Source organism: Nocardia camponoti (assembly GCF_014646135.1).
GTDB classification, from domain to species: Bacteria; Actinomycetota; Actinomycetes; order Mycobacteriales; family Mycobacteriaceae; genus Nocardia; species Nocardia camponoti.
This window is the reverse complement of the sequence record NZ_BMMW01000002.1, coordinates 972726-991270: the sequence shown is the minus strand read 5'-3', so window position 1 is coordinate 991270 and position 18545 is coordinate 972726. Positions and strand designations below refer to the sequence as shown.

Sequence of the window (18545 nt, the reverse complement as noted above, 5' to 3'; positions counted from 1 at the left end):
CCGAGAGTCGTAACGAATCCGTTGGCAAATGGGACTAGCTTTTTACAACACTCGCAAGGCCCCAGCGTGAATCCGTGAATTGACGTGCCTGAGGAGCTGATTTCCGAGCATGAGCCCTACCGCGATCCTTGAATTCATCCTGAACTTACTGCGCGACCCGGCGGCTGCAGCAAACTATTGCGCGAGCCCGCACGCGGCATTGTGCACGGCCGAAATAGCCGTGTCCCCAACCGAAATCGCAACCCTCCTCCCGACGGTAGCGGCAGCAGCGGGCTTGTCCGGCACCCCGGCCCTACAGCCGTTACTAGCGGCAAGCTTGGCGACCCCGGCAGCCGCAGCGGCAGCGGTAGAAGCGACAGTCGACACCGCCCTCACCGCGACCGCAGCAACAGACCTCACCGGAGATATAGCCGTCGACACCGACGCAACCGCCGCCTTGGACACGGCCGCAACCTTCGGCACCAACATCGCTGCGACCGCAGCAACCCAGCTGGCCGGGGACGTGTCCGCAGCAGTGGGCACGGCGGGCGCAGTGGACGCGACCGCCGCTGCTGGCGCGGCAGCAACATTGGGCACCGACTTGGCCGCAACAGCAGCAAGTCAGCTGGTCGGGGCCGCAGCTATAGACGCGACTGCGGCCCTCGGTGCAGCCGCGACTGTGGGCGCCGACCTGGCTACGACCGCAGGAAGTCAGCTGATTGGGGACGTATCCGCAGCAGTTGGCACCGCAGGCGCGGGCGACGCAACGGCCGCCGTGGGCACGGCCGCAACTGTGGCCGCCGACCTCACCGCAACCACAGCGAGCCAGCTGGTTGGAGGGTTGGCTGCCACAACGGGAGCCGCCGCAACGGTGGGAACGGACTTGGCCGCGAACACTGCAACTCAGCTCGTCGGGGCGGCAGGAACCGCCACCGCCGTCGACGCAACGGCGCCCGTTGGTGCGGCCGCAACCGTGGGCGCCGAGCTCGCCGCAATTGCGACAACTCAGCTGGCTGGAGATGTGGCTGCTACAACGGGAGCCGTAGGTGCGATGGACGCGACCGCCGCCTTGGGTGCGGCCGCAACGCTGGGCACCGAGTTGGCTGCGACTGCGGGAACGCAGCTGGTTGGAGATGTGGCTACCACAGCAGGAGCCGTAGGCGCGATCGACGCGACCGCCGCCTTGGACACCGCCGCAACGTTGGGCACCGAGTTGGCTGCGACTGCGGGAACGCAGCTCGCCGGGCCGGCAGCGCCCGACGCCGCCGTCGACGCAACTGCGGCCCTTCACTCGGCGGCGACTGCAGGTGCCGACCTCGCTGCGACTGCGGGGAGTCAGCTGACGGGGGACGTGCCTGCAGCCACTGTCGGCGCGGTCGATGCAACCTCCGACCTGGGCGCGGCAGCAACGTTGGGCACCGACTTGGCCGCGACCGCGGGGGCTCAGCTGGTCGGGGACGTGGCCGCAACGGTTGGGGCGAACGTTGCCGGGGGAGCGGCCGCAACTGCCGTCCTCGCCAGCGGAACTGACACGGCCGTCAACTTTGCAACCAATCTCGGCACCGAGTTGGACGCCGATGTAGCCACGGCGCTCGACGTCGGCACCCAACTTGCTTCCACTGTCGATGCGAATTCGGCACTCGACCTGGGTGCCGAGCTTGCCGCCGGTGCTGGTGCGATTTCGGCACCCGACGTTCCAGTCCAGCTCGAAGCGGACCTCGGTGCGGTGTCGGGCGCCGCAACCGGTTTGGGTCTGTCGTCGACGCTTGGCCTGAACGGCGCAGCCGACTCCGCCCTCGACCTCGCAACCTCTGCGACGGCGGGCCTGACCGCGTCATCGGTGCTCAACACCGCGGCCGATTTGAGCACAGGGGTCGAGGCGGGAACCGATGCCGCGCTCGGGTTGGCAACCAGCGCTACATCGGCGATCGACGCTGGCGCTGCCACGAATTCGATAGTCGACCTGACGACGCCCCTGGCCGCTGGCGTAGACGCGACGTCTACAGCCGACTTCGCAACCGATTTCGGGGCGGCGGCCAGCGGTGCGGCCCACAGCCTGGGCGCCCTTGGCGGCGCGAATTCCGCCCTCGACTTCGCCACTCAACTGGCCGCGACTCCTGCGGTTGACGCCACGAACCTCGCCAGCAACCTCGACCTCGCCGCGGCGGCGAACGGCGCAACGACGGCAGCCTTGGGGATAACCACGCCCGCGAATCTGGGTGCGGCTGTGGATAACTCCGCAACGTTGGCCGCGACTGAACTCTCCACCGGCGCCCTCGGGACGACTGTGGATAACTTCGCCAACGCAGGTGTAGCGGCAGGACTTGGCGCGAATGTCGCGGCGCTTGCCTCGACCGCCAACCTCACTTCGGCGCTCGCATCCGACGCAACCGCAGGCGTCGCCGCCAACTTGGGCACCGCACTGGACGCGGCCTTCGCCCCAGAACTCGCCTTAGTAGGCGCCGCAGCCGCACAGCCCCTGAGCTCGGCAGCGAGCCTCCCCACGGACCTTTCATCGGCCTTCACCGCGACCTCCGGCCTGAACGCCGGAACGACCGCCACGAGCGGCCTCGACACCGCTGTGAACGCGACGGCAACAACCGCCCTCGCCGCGGCAACTGGCGCGAACGCGGCAGTCGGCGCATCAACGGGCCTCGCAAGCGCAGGATCTGCGGACATAGCCGCAACCGCGATATCCGGCCTGAACACCGGAACGACCGCCACGAGCGGCCTCGACACCGCTGTGAACGCGACGGCAACAACCGCCCTCGCCGCAGCAACTGGGGCGAACGCGGCAGTCAACGCGTCAGCGGCCTTCGCAACCGCAGCATCTTCAGACATCGCCGCAACCGCGACCTCTGGCCTGAACATTGGGACGCCAGTCATGACCAGCTTCGACGCGGCCGCCGCCTCAGCCCTGACAACGACGGCAACCCCCGCCCTCGCCGCAACGACGGCAGCGAACGCGGCGGTCGACGCGTCAATATCCCTCGCAACCGCAGCATCTTCGCCCCTCACCGCGACCTCGGGCCTGAACGCTGGCGCCGCTGTCACGAGCGGCCTCGACGCCGCCCTGAACGCCGCAGCAACCCCCGCCCTCGCCGCAACGACGGCAGCGAACGCGGCGGTCGACGCGTCAACATCCTTCGCGACCACAGCATCTTCGCCCCTCACTGCGGCCGCTACATCCGGTCTGAACGCCGACGCCGCTTTTACGAGCGGCCTCAACACCTCAGCCGCCCTGAACGCGACGGTAGGCTCCGCACTCACCGCAGCAACCGGGGCGGTCGAGGCGTCAACATCCTTCGCGACCGCAACCCCCGGCCTGGGCGCCGGAGCAGCCGTCATCAGCGACCTCGATACCTCCGCAGCAGCGGCAGCCATGAACGCGGCGGCCACCGCGGGCCTCACCGCAACAACCGGGGCCAACGCGGCCCTCACCGCGACATCCGACCTATCCGCAGTGGCATCCAACATCCCCGCCTCCGCGACAGCAGCAGGCGGCCCCGCAGCGCCCACCCCCGCAACCGGATTGGAAACTTCCTTGGGCACAACAACACCCGTCACCCAAGCCCCCGCAGTCGAAGCCCCCGCACCAACCGGCCTCGCCCAAGCTTTCACCGCCGCCCCCGCCCACGTCGACGTCACCCCAGCCGACCACCACGGCGAAGCCTGGTCGGCAGTCGACGTCGACAGCGTCTTCGGCCCCGGTCTCACCCACGAACCCCACGCCGCGTTCCAGCCGACCGACACCCACACCAGCCTGTTCACCGAAACCGAAACACACCCAGAGCCCCACGACGTCCCCGATCACGGCCTCATCCACTAACCGTGGACACGTTGCTCGCCGTCCTCGACGACACCATCGCCGCAGCCACAGCTGCTGGCCGAGCGGACCTGGTCGCCCGCCTCACCCAGGCGGGCGACCGGGTTCGCGACCCGCGCCGCCGCATCGTGGTCGCTGGCCAGGTCGGCCAGGGCAAAAGTAGCTTCATCAACGCGCTACTCAATGTCGACCTGTGCCCGGTAGGTGATGGTGCAACAACAACGGTGCCAATCGAACTCGCTTACGCTCCAACAGCTTTCACCGCGATCGGCGAACGAGAAATCAAATCCATCGCGACAATAACCCGCGACCAAGCAACCCGAATCGACCTGGGCTACCCCAGCGACCTCCTCAAAGACGGCATCGTCCTCATCGACACCCCCGGCCTCGGTGCGGCGGGCTCAACCGTCGGCGCGCTTGAGCTGGTCAGCACCGCCGACGCGATCCTCTTCGTCACCGACGCGTCAACCGAGCTGACCGCCCCCGAACTCGCCTTCCTGCGCCAAGCAAGCGAATTCACTTCAAGCACAGCGATTTTGCTCACGAAAACCGACCTTTACCCGCACTGGCGTCAGGTCGAAGCCGCGAATCGCACCCGCACGCAAACAACGCTCATCCCCATCTCCGCGCACCTGCGCAAGCACGCAATGCGGTTCCAAGACCCGCAGTTGGGCGCGGAATCCGGCTTCCCGCAACTGTTCGACTTCCTGCGCGAGGTAATCAACCAGGGCGACAGGGCCGCGAGATCCGCAGTAGCGCGCGAATTACACAGCGCGGCAGAACATTTGGCGCTGAAAGTCGGTAGTGAACTGGTAGCCCTCCGCGATCCCAAATCCGCCGACGCGGCCGTGAATGAACTCCACCTCGCCAAATCCACTGCCCAGGACCTCCAACGCCGCACCGCGACCTGGCAACAAACCCTCGCAGACGGCATCACCGACCTCATCGGCGACGTCGACCACGACCTACGCGAACGCCTCCGCACCATTGCCCGCGAAGGCGACGAGTGGATCGACACCCACGACCCCGGTCGCCACTGGCCAGCCGTTACCGAATGGCTAAGCAGCACAGTCGATTCCGCCCTAGGCGACAACCTGCTCTACGCCCACACCCGCGCCGACCTGCTCGCCGACCAAATAGCCGAGCACTTTCAGGCGATGAGCACCGTCGAACTGCCAGCGGCCGACGCACTCAACAAGCAACCAACCATCGCCGACCTCGAACCCGACATCGGCCTTGTCTCGAAAATGCTTGTCGGCATGCGTGGTTCGTACGGCGGCGTGCTGATGGTCGGCCTCGCGACCACCTTCGCTGGCCTAGCGATGCTCAACCCAATCTCGCTGGGTGCTGGCCTGCTCGTTGGCGGCAAGGCGTACCGCGACGACAAACAGGCCCGCCTCGCCCGCCGCCGCGCCGAAGCGAAACAGGCGATTCGCCGCTTCCTTGACGATGTCGCGTTCCAGGCCGCGAAGGACGGCAAGGACCGCATGCACCGAATTCACCGCACCCTCCGCGACCACTACGCGGGCGTCGCCGAACGCACTTTCCGCTCAATCGAAGACTCGTTGCGCGCCGCCTCGGACGCGGCCACAACGCGAACAACCCACCGCACCGCTCGAATCGCGGCATTGGAATCCCAACTCGCCGCAGTGGCCGAACTACGCACGTACGCAACCGCCCACCTCGAAGCCCCGTCCGAAGTGCGCGTTTAGGCCGCCCGAACGCTCAACTCGACGTGCAACCCTGCCGCCGCAACCATGTTCACGAGCGAGTCCAGGCCGAAGAGTTCGATTTTGCCACGGGTCAGATCCGAGACTCGGGGCTGAGTAACACCGAGTCTTTGAGCAGCAGTTGACTGGGTCCACCCCGCATTCTGGATGTGATTAGTGAGCGCCATCATGAGCAATGAGCGCAGCCGCATGTTCTCGGCTGCCTGCGGCGTATCTTCGATGGCATCCCACACGCTGTCGAACGACTCGTTCGTCATCAGCCCGTTCCTTTCCTGCTTGCGACACCAACCTGCGCGTAGCGCTTGCTCGCGAGGGTGAGGTCGGAATCTGATGTCTTCTGAGTCTTCTTCTGGAAGCAGTGCAGCACAAGCACTCTGTCGGCGAGTTTCGCCACGTACAAGACTCGGAAGGCGCCAGATTCGTCGCGCACTCGAATCTCGGCAACCCCAATACCGACGCTGCGCATCGGTCGCCAGTCGGTCGGATCCAGCCCGTTTTGCACCCGGTCAAGTTGGTAACCGCATTCCCGCCGAGCCGAGACCGGGAAGTTACGCAAGTCATCCAGCGCTGAGCCGACGAACTCAAGTCGCTTCACACTGGCAAGTATACAAAATTCGATATAGATGTTCCGCCGAAGCGAAAATCCCGCCAACCATCAAGGTCAGCGGGACTTTCCTCAACCTAAATGAAGTACGCCGTCCCCGACGTGATCCCCGTTCCCCAGCCCAAACTCACCGCGAACGCGCGCAACGCGATGAGCGCGTGCCCAACCGGTCCCGGGTCGCTGCACGATCCGCCGACCGACGAGAACGTGCACCCATCGTTGGCAATAACCGTGCCTGAATCCGCCGATGCGGTCGCGACCGGGCCCAGTACTGCGCCAGCGACAACCGCTCCCGCGACGAGTGAACGCTTCCAACCGTTACCCATAGTCATCATCCTTCGACGCTATCGCACCGCAACGCGCGTCGGTGCCCCCGAAAGTGGGGGTTGCGGATCGACAACCATCAGTCCGCAGTCGATCACGATGTGGTGTCGCCGAGTGTTATTGAGCGCATCCGAAGCAACAATGGCTTGCGCGGGAATGAATCGCCGCGAGCGTTGGTTGTGCCAGACATCAACATGAGCGTCTTAGACTCAAGTTCTGGTTGACTCCGAAGACTTTCGGGTGCAGGATTGAGCCGACCACGCTCAGCGTTGCGGAGGGCGGTCCGAAACGGGCGCTCTCGCACCCACATTGGTTTAAGTCAAAACAGGAGGAACCACTATGGCTCGTGCGGTCGGAATCGACCTCGGGACCACGAACTCTGTTGTCGCCGTACTCGAAGGTGGTGAGCCGGTCGTCGTCGCGAACTCCGAAGGTTCGCGCACAACGCCGTCGGTCGTCGCCTTCGCGAAGAACGGCGAGGTGCTGGTCGGCCAGCCAGCCAAGAACCAGGCCGTCACGAACGTCGACCGCACTATCCGCTCGGTGAAGCGCCACGTCGGCACCGACTGGAACGTCGAGATCGACGACAAGAAGTACACGCCGCAGGAAATCTCGGCGCGCACGCTGATGAAGCTCAAGCGCGATGCTGAGGCCTACCTTGGCGAGGAAATCACCGACGCGGTCATCACCGTCCCCGCCTACTTCGAAGACGCACAGCGTCAGGCCACCAAGGAAGCGGGCCAGATCGCTGGCCTGAACGTCCTGCGCATCGTCAACGAGCCCACCGCGGCCGCGCTCGCGTACGGCCTCGACAAGGGCGACAAAGAGCAGACCATCCTGGTCTTCGACCTCGGCGGCGGCACCTTCGACGTTTCGCTGCTTGAAATCGGCGAGGGCGTCGTTGAGGTCCGCGCGACCTCCGGCGACAACCACCTCGGTGGCGACGACTGGGACGAGCGCATCGTCTCGTGGCTCGTCGATAAGTTCAAGGCGCAGACCGGCATTGATCTGACCAAGGACAAGATGGCAATGCAGCGCCTGCGTGAGGCTGCTGAGAAGGCCAAGATCGAGCTCAGCTCGAGCCAGTCCACCTCGATCAACCTGCCCTACATCACCGTCGACGCGGACAAGAACCCGTTGTTCCTCGACGAGCAGCTCACCCGCTCGGAGTTCCAGAAGATCACCTCCGACCTGCTCGACCGCACCCGTGCGCCGTTCCAGTCGGTCATCAAGGACGCTGGCATCAAGGTCTCCGACATCGACCACGTCGTTCTCGTCGGTGGTTCAACCCGTATGCCCGCGGTGTCTGAGCTGGTCAAGGAACTGACCGGTGGTCAGGAGCCCAACAAGGGCGTTAACCCGGACGAGGTCGTCGCTGTTGGTGCCGCGCTGCAGGCTGGCGTGCTCAAGGGCGAGGTCAAGGACGTGCTGCTCCTCGACGTCACCCCGCTTTCCCTCGGCATTGAGACCAAGGGTGGCGTGATGACCAAGCTCATCGAGCGCAACACCACCATCCCGACCAAGCGTTCGGAAACCTTCACCACGGCCGACGACAACCAGCCGTCGGTGCAGATCCAGGTGTTCCAGGGCGAGCGCGAAATCGCTTCGCACAACAAGCTGCTCGGTTCGTTCGAGCTCACCGGCATCCCGCCTGCCCCGCGCGGCGTGCCGCAGATCGAGGTCACCTTCGACATCGACGCCAACGGCATCGTGCACGTCACGGCCAAGGACAAGGGTACCGGCAAGGAAAACACGATCAAGATCCAGGACGGTTCCGGCCTGTCCAAGGAAGAGATCGATCGCATGGTCGCCGACGCTGAGGCGCACGCCGCCGACGACAAGGCGCGTCGCGAAGAGGCCGAGACCCGCAACCAGGCCGAGTCGCTCGTGCACCAGACCGAGAAGTTCATCAGCGAGCAGAAGCTGTCCGAGGGTGGCGCGCAGGTGAGCGCGGATCTGCTCGCACAGGCCGAAAACGCGGTCGCCGAGGCGAAGTTGGCGCTTGAGGGCACCGATATCGCCGCGATCAAGACCGCTGTTGAGAAGCTCGCGACCGAGTCGCAGAAGGTCGGCCAGGCCATCTACGAGTCGCAGGCCGCGCAGGACGCGCAGACCGGTGCCGCTGGCAACGGTTCGGCCCAGGCCGACGATGACCAGGTTGTTGATGCCGAGGTCGTCGACGATCCGAGCGACAAGAAGTGAGTGAGCCCAACTCCGGCGAGGAGTTGCTCGACGACATCGTCGCGGACACGGCTCCCGGCGCGCCCGAGGAGCCAACCCCGGCTGACGATGCGACCAAGGCCGATGCAGCCAAAGCCGATGCGAGCAAGAGCGAAGCACCTGAGCACGACGAACTCGCCGAGCGCACCGCCGACCTGCAACGGTTGACCGCCGAATACGCCAACTACCGGCGTCGCGTTGAACGCGATCGTCAGGCCAATATTGAGACGGCCAAGGCGCAGGTTGTCACCGAGCTGCTCGGCGTGCTCGACGACCTCGACCGGGCGCGTGCGCACGGCGATCTGGAGAACGGTCCGCTCAAGTCGGTTGCCGACAAGCTCGAAACCGCCCTCACCAAGCAGGGTTTGACCGAGTTCGGTGCCGTCGGCGACCCGTTCGACCCCGCGCTGCATGAGGCTGTGCAGCACGAGGGTTCCGGCAGCGACCCGGTGCTCGGCCTGGTCATGCGCAAGGGGTATCGGTTCGGCGACCGGGTGCTTCGGCACGCGCTGGTCGGCGTCACCGATGCCGACGCGGTGGAGGCATCGGATCAAGATGCCACGCCAAGCGAATAACAGTTCGAAAGGAGGAGACGCCCGGTGAGCCAACGGGAGTGGATCGAGAAGGACTTCTACAAGGAGCTGGGCGTCTCGTCGACGGCGACGCCGGACGAGATTAAGAAGGCCTACCGCAAACTCGCTCGCGACCTGCACCCGGATTCCAACCCGGGCGACACCAAGGCCGAGGAGCGGTTCAAGACGGTCAGCGAAGCCAACGCGGTGCTTTCCGACCCGGCCAAGCGCAAGGAGTACGACGAGACCCGTCGCCTCTTCGCGGGTGGCGGGGCTGGTGGTTACGGGCGCGGCGGCGGCTTTTCGCCTGGTGGCGGCGGTGGTTTCTCGCAGGAATTCAACATCAACGACATCTTCGGTCAAGCCGGAGCTGGCGATGGTGGTCTCGGCGACCTGTTCGGCGGCCTGTTCAACCGCAGTGGCGGGGGACGGGCGGCGACGCGCCCGCGGCGCGGTTCGGATGTGGAGACCGAGACAACACTCGGGTTCCGCGAGGCCGCGCAAGGTGTCACGGTGCCATTGCGGATGACGTCGCCGTCGCCGTGCACCACCTGCCACGGCAGCGGCGCGAAGCCGGGCACCAGCCCGCGCGTGTGTCCGCATTGCAATGGCGCTGGTGTGGTCAACCGGAACCAGGGCGCGTTCGGCTTTAGCGAGCCGTGCGACGACTGCCGTGGCACCGGCTCGATCATCGACGATCCGTGCACCGATTGCTCGGGCACCGGTATCCAAAACCGCACGCGCACCATCACTGTCCGCATTCCACCGGGCGTGAGCGACGGCCAGAAGATCCGCCTAGCCGGGCAAGGCGAAGCGGGTTTGCGCGGTGCGCCTTCGGGCGACCTGTTCGTCACGGTGCACGTGAGCCAGGACAAGGTGTTCGGCCGTCAAGGCGACGACCTCACCCTTGTCCTTCCGGTGAGCTACAGCGAATTGGTGCTTGGCACAACGGTTTCCGTGCCTACCCTCGACGGGCGCGTCGGTGTGAAGGTGCCCCCGGGCACTGCCGACGGTCGCACGTTGCGGGTGCGCGGACGTGGTGTGCCAAAGCGCGGTGCCGCTGGCGGTGCGGGCGACCTGCTTGTCACGGTGAAAGTGGCTGTGCCGCAATCGCTCGACGCCGAAGCAACCGAAGCCCTCAAGAAGTACCAGGAAGCCGAGAAGGCGGCCGGGTACGATCCGCGATCGGGTTGGGCGGGCGCTTGATGGCTGACGATCCGAAGCCCACGTCGGGAGCGGCGGGGCGGGCCGATGTCTTCATGATTTCGGTCGCCGCCCAGCTCGCTGGTATGCACGCGCAGACGTTGCGTACCTATGACCGGCTCGGGCTGGTCACTCCGCAACGTACTTCGGGTGGCGGTCGAAGGTATTCGGCCCGCGATGTGGAGCTGCTCCGTGAGGTGCAGCGCCTTTCGCAGGACGAGGGCGTCAATTTGGCTGGCATCAAACGCATCATCGAACTCACCAATCAGGTTGAGGCGCTACAGCAGCGTGTTGGTGAGTTGGCGGCCGAGGTTGAGCGGTTGCAGGCGGGTTTTCGACCCGATATGTCCCCGCCGCAGCGCAGTACCGCGCTTGTGGTGTGGAAACCGCGCCACCGTCGCTAGGTCGAAGCTGAAGGTGAAGGGCCCCTTGCTTTCTCGCGTTCAGCGCGAAAGCAAGGGGCCTTTCGTTTTCCGGTGACCGTCCAGCAACTCACTTATTCGCGTTGCCCAGTTCGTGTGACTACGAAACGGGCCACTGAGGTGCACTTTTGCGTTTCACACCGGGCGAATGGTTGCTGTGAGTGTGCTAAAAGTGTTGCCCGAGGTAACGAGTGAAGCACCGCATGTTCACTGACCTCGTGAGCTGTTGGTGCGCGGGTGCCCACCCTGCGAGTGAACTGCCGTAGCCGACCTACACGCGGAAGTGCCCCGCCACCAGGGCAATTGGTCACCAACTGGGAAATCTCACCGATTTATCTCACCCTAGCGAGGGGTAATTACGCTGGAATTAACAGTCTCAAAGTTTGTTTCCACGGTTACATACCGGGCGGTACTGCCATATTCACGAATTACATCTGTGATGTTTAAGAGTACGATTCCGAAGCTGGCAAACCTGACCTAGACTCGCTCCCATCGGCTGCTGACGAGCTTCCTTCTAGGTTGGGGCCAGCCCGTCACTCGCCGGCGCGAAGAGCGTTCCATGGCGAAACGAGGTTGTGACACATATGGATTCGCGCACTATCGCCCTGATCCGAACTACGTTCAAGGCGGTCGCTGCGGAAGACGGTGGGTCCGAACGGCTATCCAGGTCGTTCTACTCAATCCTGTTCACCGACTATCCGGGCGTTCGAGACTATTTTCCCGCCGCCATGGATTCCCAGCGCGACCGCCTCGTCGGGGCCATCTCTTATGCACTCGACCGCCTTGAAGAGCCAGACAAGCTGCTGCCCTTCCTCGCTCAACTCGGGCGCGACCATCGCAAGTACGGCGTGCAGCCGTCGCACTATGTGGCCGTTGCCAATTCGCTGAAGTCGGCGTTGCAACAGTTCGCCGGTACCGAGATGTGGTCCGACGAAGTCGCGATGGCATGGGATGAGGGCCTCGCCACCATCAGCGGTGCCATGATCAGCGCGGCCGAAAAGGAAACAACACCGGCATGCTGGACGGCGAGAGTGCTTGAGCGGCGCGAGATTCTGCGCAACCTCTCGATCGTTCGGATCAAGCTCGATCAGCCGATGGAGTACGCCGCTGGCCAGTACGTCAGCGTCCAGATTCCCGCGCGGCCACGCATGTGGCGTTACCTCTCCCCGGCCAACCCCGCGAATGAGCACGGCGAGATCGAATTTCACGTGCGCAGCGTGATGGGCGGTTGGGTCAGCCCGGCGATGGTCGCCCATACCCAGGTTGGCGACCAGTGGTTGGTCGGCTCCCCACTCGGCGGCCTCGGCGTTCCCCGCAATGCCAAGCGCAAGATGCTCATGATCGCGTGCGGCACCGGCATCGCGCCACTACGCGCGCAGCTCATGTCGATGGCGCAGCGCAGGGTCAACCCGAAGGTTCACCTTTTCGTCGGCGGTCACCACCCGTGCGACCTATACGACCTCGCTGTCCTCAACCAGCTCGCCGAAGCCAACAAGTGGCTCACCGTCACCCCGGTCAGCGAACATGACGACAACCCGTGGTGGTACTTCGATGACGGCGGCCCGAAACCCGACCTGAGCAGCCTCGAACCCCGCATGACCGGCCAGATCGGCAAGGTCGTCGCCAGCTACGGCTCGTGGGCCGACCGCGACGTGCAGATTGTGGGCTCCCCGTCAATGGTTCAGACAACAAAGTTCCGCCTCATGGCGGCGGGAACGCAGGCGAAATCCATTCGCCACGATCCGCTGTTTTAGCCCGCAACCAGTTCTCGCCACGTGAGCTAACGCGCATCCGCGCACGTACTGGCGGGTTTCGGGGGATACTGGGGCGTGGTCTGCTCGCATGACTAGGCCACCTTCTAGCAATCCGACGAAAGGGAGCTTGACGACGTGGATGCGCGTTCGCTTGCGCTGGTCCGCGCCGACCTACGGGGGATCGCCGACTCACCTGGCGGCCCCGAGCGGCTGATCAGTGCGTTTTATGGTCACCTATTCGCGGAAAACCCCGGGTTACGTGCCGTTTTTCCACCCGCGATGGACATGCAGCCCAAGCGGCTCACCAGTGCGCTCGCGTATGTCGTCGACCATTTGGAAGAGTTTGAGAAGGCACAACGCTTCCTTGAGCAACTCGCGCGCGACCACCGCAAGTACGGGGTCGAAGCCGACCACTACGACCTCGCTGGCCGAGCGCTGCTCGCTGGACTGCGCACCTTTCACGGCCTGCGGTGGACCCGGGAGCTGCACGAAGGCTGGAGCGACGTCACCATCCTGGTTTCGGCGTCGATGGCCATTGGCGCGAACGAAGACAAATCGCAGCCCTACTGGGGCGCGACGGTCGTCGGTCATCGTCGCGTGCTCGACGACCTAGCGATCATCCGCCTACAAGCCGATTCACCGATCCCGTTCAAAGCTGGCCAGTACGTGCCCGTGCAGGTGCCGCAACGACCGAATATGTGGCGCTACTTTTCCCCGGCGATCCCAGCCAATCCGTATGGCGAGATCGAGTTCCACATTCGCCGTATCAGCGGAGGTTGGGTCAGCCCGGCGATTGTCAACGACACCCAGGTTGGCGACCGGTGGAAGATCGCGGGCCCGCTCGGTGGCCTTCAGGTCGACCGCGAATCCAAACGCGACGTGCTGTTCATCGGTTCGGGCACCGGCATCGCGCCGCTGCGCGCCCAGCTCATCGAGATGAGTCAGCGCGGCATCAACCCGCGCGTGCATTTCTTCATCGGTGGCCGCTACCCGGGCGACCTGTACGACGCGAACAACATGTGGCAGCTTTCGCAGTCGAATCCGTGGCTGTCGATCGTCACCGTCAGCGCCGAGCCGACCAACCCGTGGTGGTATCCGCAGGATGCGGGCGAACAGCCGCTCGGCATGCACCGCCGGATCGTCGGCAACCTGGGCGCGGTCGTCACGAGTTTTGGTTCGTGGGCGGACCGGCAGATTCAGATCGCCGGGTCGCCGGAAATGATCAGCCAAACGCGCAGGGCCCTCATCCGCGCTGGCACCCCAACCGCACTCATCAGTGCCGACCCGGTCGGCTGAGCCAAAGAGGTTCGCCTGTGAACAACGCCCTGCCCGACCCCGCGTGGACAGCCACCGTCGTCGGCCACCACCGCCTGCGCAACGACCTCGCCGTCGTTCGCCTCATCGGCGACTTCGTGCCGTTCGCGCCCGGCGGTTCGGTGGAGGTTGAGGTACCGCAGCATCCTGGCGTGCGCCGCAGGTTATCGCCCGCGCTGCCGCCCTCGCTCGACGGCAAGTTGGAATTTCACGTGCGAACGGTGCCGGGCGGCTGGGTTTCGGGGTCGATTGTCGCCGAAACCCAGGAGGGCGATCAGTGGCGAATCAGTTCGCCGCGTGGCGTTTTCGCGGTCGACCCCACCGCACCCGAGGTGGTTCTCATCGCGGGCGGCACGGGCCTAGCGCCGTTGCGCGCGCAGATCCTCCAACTGTCGCGTCGCGAAACCCCGCCCCGCACTTATCTTTTCATCGGTGCGAAGTACCCGCGCGACCTCTACGCCGCCGACATGCTGTTCCTGCTTGCGGCCGAATTGCCTTGGCTGACAGTACTTCCTGTCGTTGAGGCCCCGTACGACCCGCCAACCCCGGACCCGTGGCACGAACAAACGCGCGTCGACATCGGCTTCCCACCAGAACAGCTGTTGCACGGCCGCCTACCGGAAGTCGTTGCCGCACATGGCCCTTACCTGAATCAGCAGCTCATGGTCTGCGGTTCACCCGGCATGGTCCGCGCGACGGTGGCCGTGCTGTTGGAGAACGGCACACCGCCGGAGAACGTCACCGCCGAAGGCGCCTAAATCGCGAAGACGGTCTTCCCTCGCGCGCCATCTCCACCCAGCGCGAGGGGGCCAGCTTCCAGCGGAACCGTCGCCTCGATCGGCACAACAACGTCGCCCGAAGCGACCCGCGCGAGCAGTCGCGCCAATTCCGTTGGGCCACCCTTTGATTCGAAGTTGCCGCCGGTGATGTCGTGCTCGCGCAACGCGAGGTCGTCGGCCGCCCACACCGTCGAATACGCGTGACCGCCGCGCTTCACCAAGGTCGCATGTTCGGCGAAAGCCTTTGGGCCACTTACCAAGTCGAAAAGCACGTCAATGCCGTCGGGGTGGGTGAATCGCACCGCGTCGACAACACGCGAGTCAACGCGAAGTGACGGGTCGGGGTCGTTGAAGTTCGGGTCGTCGCCGCGCACGATCGTGTAGTCGATCGTCTCGTCGGCACCGAGTCGCGCCATCTGGTCGGCGGCGTCTTCGCGCGCGGTCGCGATCACCTTCGCGCCAGCGATGTTGGCGAGCTGCACGAGGAACGAACCGACGCCGCCCGTCGCGCCAACGATAAGCACGGTCTGATTCGGTTTGATCCCCGCCGCGTCAACAAGATCCTGTGCGGTGAGCCCCGCGATCGGCAACGCCGCCGCTGCCGTAAACGTGATTTCCTCGGGAATCGGCACCAGCGAATCTGCGGGCGCGGTTGAGTACTGCGCCCAACTGCCATGTCCCGCAGGACGACCCAGGAACTTGCCGACAACGCGATCGCCAACCGCGAACTTCGTCACGCCGTCGCCCACCTTGGCGACCTTGCCAGCCCCATCAACGCCAAGGATCATCGGAAAATCCGTCGGCAGCGTCTTCGCGAGCATTCCGTCGGCCAGCTTGAGGTCGAACGGATTCACCCCGGCCGCGTCGAGCGCGACCTGAACCTCACCCGGCCCCGGCTCCGGCTCTGGCATGTCGGCGAGTTCGGGACGCGCGCCGAAGCTTTGGACCACGATCGCCCGCATGGGTCGCTCCTTGATGGGTTGGGTGGGTCGGCAAGCAATCTTAGGGCGCACTTGCTCCGACATGCCGCGATTGGACCTCTTCGCGGGTGTCGCGCGAGCGTACCGTGAGCAGCGTCACGAAAACTGCTGAGGGTTCGACAGAATTGAGCGGAACAGACTCAACTCTGTTGGCGTTGGACTAAACGAAACCTGGCCCAGCCGTGGGCGAATCGAGCGCATCAGCGCTCAACTGGAATTACGGAGGATTTGTGGATTCGTTCAATCCCACCACCAAGACGCAGGCCGCGCTCACCGCCGCCTTGCAGGCCGCATCCGCCGCGGGTAACCCGGAGATCCGTCCGGCGCACTTGCTGGTGGCGTTGCTCGATCAGACCGACGGTGTCGCGTCGCCGCTGCTCAAGGCGATCGGCGTCGACCCGGCCGCGATCGCGCGCACGGCCAACGACATGGTCGACAAACTCCCGCGCGCGACCGGCGCGTCAACCCAACCGCAGCTGTCGCGCGAGTCGCTCGCCGCGATCACCGCCGCGCAGAAGCTCGCGACCGAACTCGGCGACGAGTACGTCTCAACCGAGAACCTGCTCGTTGGCCTGGCCGAGGGCGACTCCGATGTTGCCAAGCTGCTGCGCGCGAACGGCGCGACCCCCGAAGCCCTGCGCGACGCGTTCCAAAAGGTGCGCGGCAGCGCGCGGGTCACCACCCCCGATCCCGAAGCGAGTTATCAAGCGCTGGAAAAGTATTCAACCGACCTCACCCAAGCCGCCCGCGACGGCAAGCTCGACCCCGTCATCGGTCGCGACACCGAGATTCGCCGTGTGGTGCAAGTACTTTCGCGTCGCACGAAGAACAACCCGGTGCTCATCGGCGAGCCCGGCGTTGGCAAGACCGCCATCGTTGAAGGTCTCGCGCGCCGCATCGTCGAGGGTGACGTGCCCGAGTCGCTGCGCAACAAGAAGGTCATCTCGCTCGACCTTGGCGCGATGGTCGCTGGCGCGAAGTACCGAGGTGAGTTCGAGGAGCGGCTTAAGGCCGTGCTCGACGACATCAAAAACAGTGCGGGCGAGATCATTACGTTTATCGATGAGCTGCACACCATCGTCGGCGCTGGCGGTACCGGCGACTCGGCGATGGACGCTGGCAACATGATCAAGCCGCTGCTCGCGCGCGGTGAGCTGCGCCTTGTCGGCGCGACGACGTTGGACGAGTACCGCAAGTACATCGAAAAGGACGCCGCGCTCGAACGTCGATTCCAGCAGGTCATGGTGGGCGAGCCGTCGGTGCCCGACACCATCCAGATCCTGCGCGGCATCAAGGAGCGCTACGAGGTGCACCACGGCGTGCGCATCACCGACTCCGCGCTTGTTGCGGCGGCTACGCTGTCGGACCGCTACATCACGTCGCGCTTCCTGCCCGACAAGGCGATTGACCTGATCGACGAATCGGCGTCGCGGCTTCGGATGGAAATCGATTCTCGCCCAGTCGAAATCGATGAAATCGAGCGAGCGGTCCGTCGCCTTGAGATTGAGGAAATGGCGCTGGAAAAGGAGACCGACGAAGGCTCGAAGCAGCGCTTGGAGAAATTGCGCCAAGAACTGGCCGACGACCGCGAGAAGCTCAACCAGCTCACCACGCGCTGGCAGAACGAGAAGAACGCGATCGAAGGCGTGCGCGGTCTCAAGGAACAGCTCGAAGCGTTGCGCGGCGCGTCCGACCGTGCCGAGCGCGACGGCGACCTTGGCAAGGCGGCCGAGCTGCGCTACGGCAAGATCCCCGCGCTGGAAAAGCAGCTCGCTGACGCCGAAAAGGCAAGCGGTGCAGCATCCGACGGTGACGTGATGCTCAACGAAGAGGTCACTCCCGACGACATCGCCGACGTCGTTTCGGCGTGGACGGGCGTGCCGGTCGGTCGCATGATGGAAGGCGAGACGGCCAAGCTGCTTCGGATGGAGACCGAGGTCGCGGGACGTGTTGTTGGACAAGAGGAAGCGGTGCGCGCGGTGTCGGACGCGGTGCGTCGTGCGCGCGCTGGCGTCGCCGATCCGAACCGTCCGACGGGCTCGTTCATGTTTGTCGGCCCGACCGGCGTTGGTAAGACCGAACTCGCAAAGTCGTTGGCGGACTTCCTTTTTGCCGACGAGCGCGCGATGGTCCGCATCGACATGAGCGAGTACAGCGAGAAGCACGCGGTCGCGCGACTCGTCGGTGCGCCTCCCGGCTACGTCGGCTACGACCAGGGCGGTCAGCTCACCGAAGCTGTTCGGCGACGGCCCTATTCGGTTGTTCTCTTCGACGAGATCGAAAAGGCACACCCGGACGTGTTCGACATCCTGCTGCAGGTGCTCGACGAAGGTCGACTCACCGACAGCCAGGGCCGCACGGTCGACTTCCGCAACACCATCCTCATCCTCACCTCCAACCTCGGTGCCGGTGGCGACAAGGAACAGGTGATGGAAGCGGTGCGGCGCGCGTTCAAGCCGGAGTTCTTGAACCGGCTCGACGACGTGGTGATGTTCCACGCGCTCGACGCCAAGCAGTTGGAGTCGATCGTCGACATCAACCTGCGCGGTTTGCAGAAGCGGCTTTCGCAACGTCGCCTGACGCTCGACGTCACGACCGAGGCGAAGGAATGGCTCGCCATTCGCGGATACGAACCCGCCTACGGCGCGCGCCCGCTGCGCAGGCTCATTCAGCAGGCCATTGGCGACAGCCTCGCCAAGGAACTGCTGTCCGGCGCGATCGCCGACGGCGACACCGTGAAGGTCGACGTCGACAACGCCAACGACAAGTTGGTGCTCGGCCGCGAAGCCGTCACGGCCTAGTTTCGCGACAGCGCGGTGCGTGCAAGCCCAGAAAAAC

The 18545-nt window shown here is 64.9% G+C and carries 14 protein-coding genes; 10 read left to right on the top strand and 4 right to left on the bottom strand.

What is annotated here, in order from left to right; translation table 11 throughout:
- The first annotated feature begins 109 nt into the window (after nt 1-109).
- Nucleotides 110-3808 (top strand): IniB N-terminal domain-containing protein, encoded by a 3699-nt coding sequence (locus IEX78_RS12675; RefSeq protein ID WP_188829097.1) that lies wholly within the window; start codon nt 110-112, stop codon nt 3806-3808.
- A 2-nt stretch (nt 3809-3810) separates the two neighbouring features.
- Nucleotides 3811-5517 carry a dynamin family protein gene (locus tag IEX78_RS12670; RefSeq protein WP_188829096.1) on the top strand — a complete coding sequence of 569 codons (1707 nt, stop codon included), beginning with the start codon at nt 3811-3813 and terminating at the stop codon, nt 5515-5517.
- On the opposite strand, the gene IEX78_RS12665 is transcribed toward IEX78_RS12670, so the two are convergent.
- The 3 genes from IEX78_RS12665 to IEX78_RS12655 form a co-directional block, all read right to left on the bottom strand.
- On the bottom strand, nt 5514-5792 hold the full coding sequence (locus tag IEX78_RS12665) for a helix-turn-helix domain-containing protein (RefSeq protein WP_188829095.1): 279 nt from the start codon (nt 5790-5792) through the stop codon (nt 5514-5516). The genes IEX78_RS12670 and IEX78_RS12665 overlap by 4 nt on opposite strands.
- Nucleotides 5792-6130 (bottom strand): type II toxin-antitoxin system RelE/ParE family toxin, encoded by a 339-nt coding sequence (locus tag IEX78_RS12660; protein WP_188829094.1) that lies wholly within the window; start codon nt 6128-6130, stop codon nt 5792-5794. The genes IEX78_RS12665 and IEX78_RS12660 overlap by 1 nt, the downstream gene beginning before the upstream one ends.
- An 86-nt stretch (nt 6131-6216) precedes the next feature.
- Entirely contained in the window at nt 6217-6465 is a 249-nt protein-coding gene (locus IEX78_RS12655) for a hypothetical protein (RefSeq protein ID WP_188829093.1), read from the bottom strand.
- A gap of 337 nt (nt 6466-6802) precedes the next feature.
- Here IEX78_RS12655 and dnaK point away from each other — a divergent pair, with 337 nt between their 5' ends.
- The 7 genes from dnaK (at nt 6803) to IEX78_RS12620 (ending at nt 14706) form a co-directional block, all read left to right on the top strand.
- Nucleotides 6803-8665, top strand: coding sequence for a molecular chaperone DnaK (gene dnaK, locus IEX78_RS12650; RefSeq protein ID WP_188829092.1), 1863 nt, complete (start codon nt 6803-6805; stop codon nt 8663-8665).
- Nucleotides 8662-9258 carry a nucleotide exchange factor GrpE gene (grpE, locus tag IEX78_RS12645; RefSeq protein ID WP_188829091.1) on the top strand — a complete coding sequence of 199 codons (597 nt, stop codon included), beginning with the start codon at nt 8662-8664 and terminating at the stop codon, nt 9256-9258. Before dnaK ends, grpE begins: the two co-directional genes overlap by 4 nt.
- A 24-nt stretch (nt 9259-9282) precedes the next feature.
- The gene (gene dnaJ, locus IEX78_RS12640) at nt 9283-10461 is read left to right on the top strand and encodes a molecular chaperone DnaJ (protein WP_188829090.1); all 1179 of its coding nucleotides are present in this window, start codon (nt 9283-9285) and stop codon (nt 10459-10461) included.
- Nucleotides 10461-10862 (top strand): heat shock protein transcriptional repressor HspR, encoded by a 402-nt coding sequence (locus tag IEX78_RS12635; RefSeq protein WP_188829089.1) that lies wholly within the window; start codon nt 10461-10463, stop codon nt 10860-10862. Before dnaJ ends, IEX78_RS12635 begins: the two co-directional genes overlap by 1 nt.
- 602 nt (nt 10863-11464) lie before the next feature.
- Nucleotides 11465-12634 (top strand): FAD-binding oxidoreductase, encoded by a 1170-nt coding sequence (locus IEX78_RS12630; protein WP_188829088.1) that lies wholly within the window; start codon nt 11465-11467, stop codon nt 12632-12634.
- A gap of 135 nt (nt 12635-12769) precedes the next feature.
- Nucleotides 12770-13930 carry an FAD-binding oxidoreductase gene (locus tag IEX78_RS12625; protein ID WP_188829087.1) on the top strand — a complete coding sequence of 387 codons (1161 nt, stop codon included), beginning with the start codon at nt 12770-12772 and terminating at the stop codon, nt 13928-13930.
- Nucleotides 13931-13947: 17 nt separating this feature from the next.
- Complete coding sequence (locus IEX78_RS12620) at nt 13948-14706, top strand: FAD-binding oxidoreductase (protein WP_229683911.1); 759 nt, start codon at nt 13948-13950, stop codon at nt 14704-14706.
- Here the strand turns inward: IEX78_RS12620 and IEX78_RS12615 are convergent.
- Nucleotides 14703-15689, bottom strand: coding sequence for an NADP-dependent oxidoreductase (locus tag IEX78_RS12615; RefSeq protein ID WP_188829086.1), 987 nt, complete (start codon nt 15687-15689; stop codon nt 14703-14705). The genes IEX78_RS12620 and IEX78_RS12615 overlap by 4 nt on opposite strands.
- 248 nt (nt 15690-15937) lie before the next feature.
- Here IEX78_RS12615 and clpB point away from each other — a divergent pair, with 248 nt between their 5' ends.
- A complete protein-coding gene (clpB, locus tag IEX78_RS12610) occupies nt 15938-18508 on the top strand; it encodes an ATP-dependent chaperone ClpB (protein WP_188829085.1) in 2571 nt (856 codons plus the stop codon).
- Nucleotides 18509-18545: the final 37 nt, after the last annotated feature.

Coding starts and splice junctions, on each gene's coding strand:
- IEX78_RS12675 (WP_188829097.1), top strand. CDS start 110: ATGAGCCCTACCGCGATCCTTGAATTCATCCTGAACTTACTGCGCGAC.
- IEX78_RS12615 (WP_188829086.1), bottom strand. CDS start 15,689: ATGCGGGCGATCGTGGTCCAAAGCTTCGGCGCGCGTCCCGAACTCGCC.
- IEX78_RS12655 (WP_188829093.1), bottom strand. CDS start 6,465: ATGGGTAACGGTTGGAAGCGTTCACTCGTCGCGGGAGCGGTTGTCGCT.
- IEX78_RS12665 (WP_188829095.1), bottom strand. CDS start 5,792: ATGACGAACGAGTCGTTCGACAGCGTGTGGGATGCCATCGAAGATACG.
- dnaK (WP_188829092.1), top strand. CDS start 6,803: ATGGCTCGTGCGGTCGGAATCGACCTCGGGACCACGAACTCTGTTGTC.
- IEX78_RS12635 (WP_188829089.1), top strand. CDS start 10,461: ATGGCTGACGATCCGAAGCCCACGTCGGGAGCGGCGGGGCGGGCCGAT.
- IEX78_RS12630 (WP_188829088.1), top strand. CDS start 11,465: ATGGATTCGCGCACTATCGCCCTGATCCGAACTACGTTCAAGGCGGTC.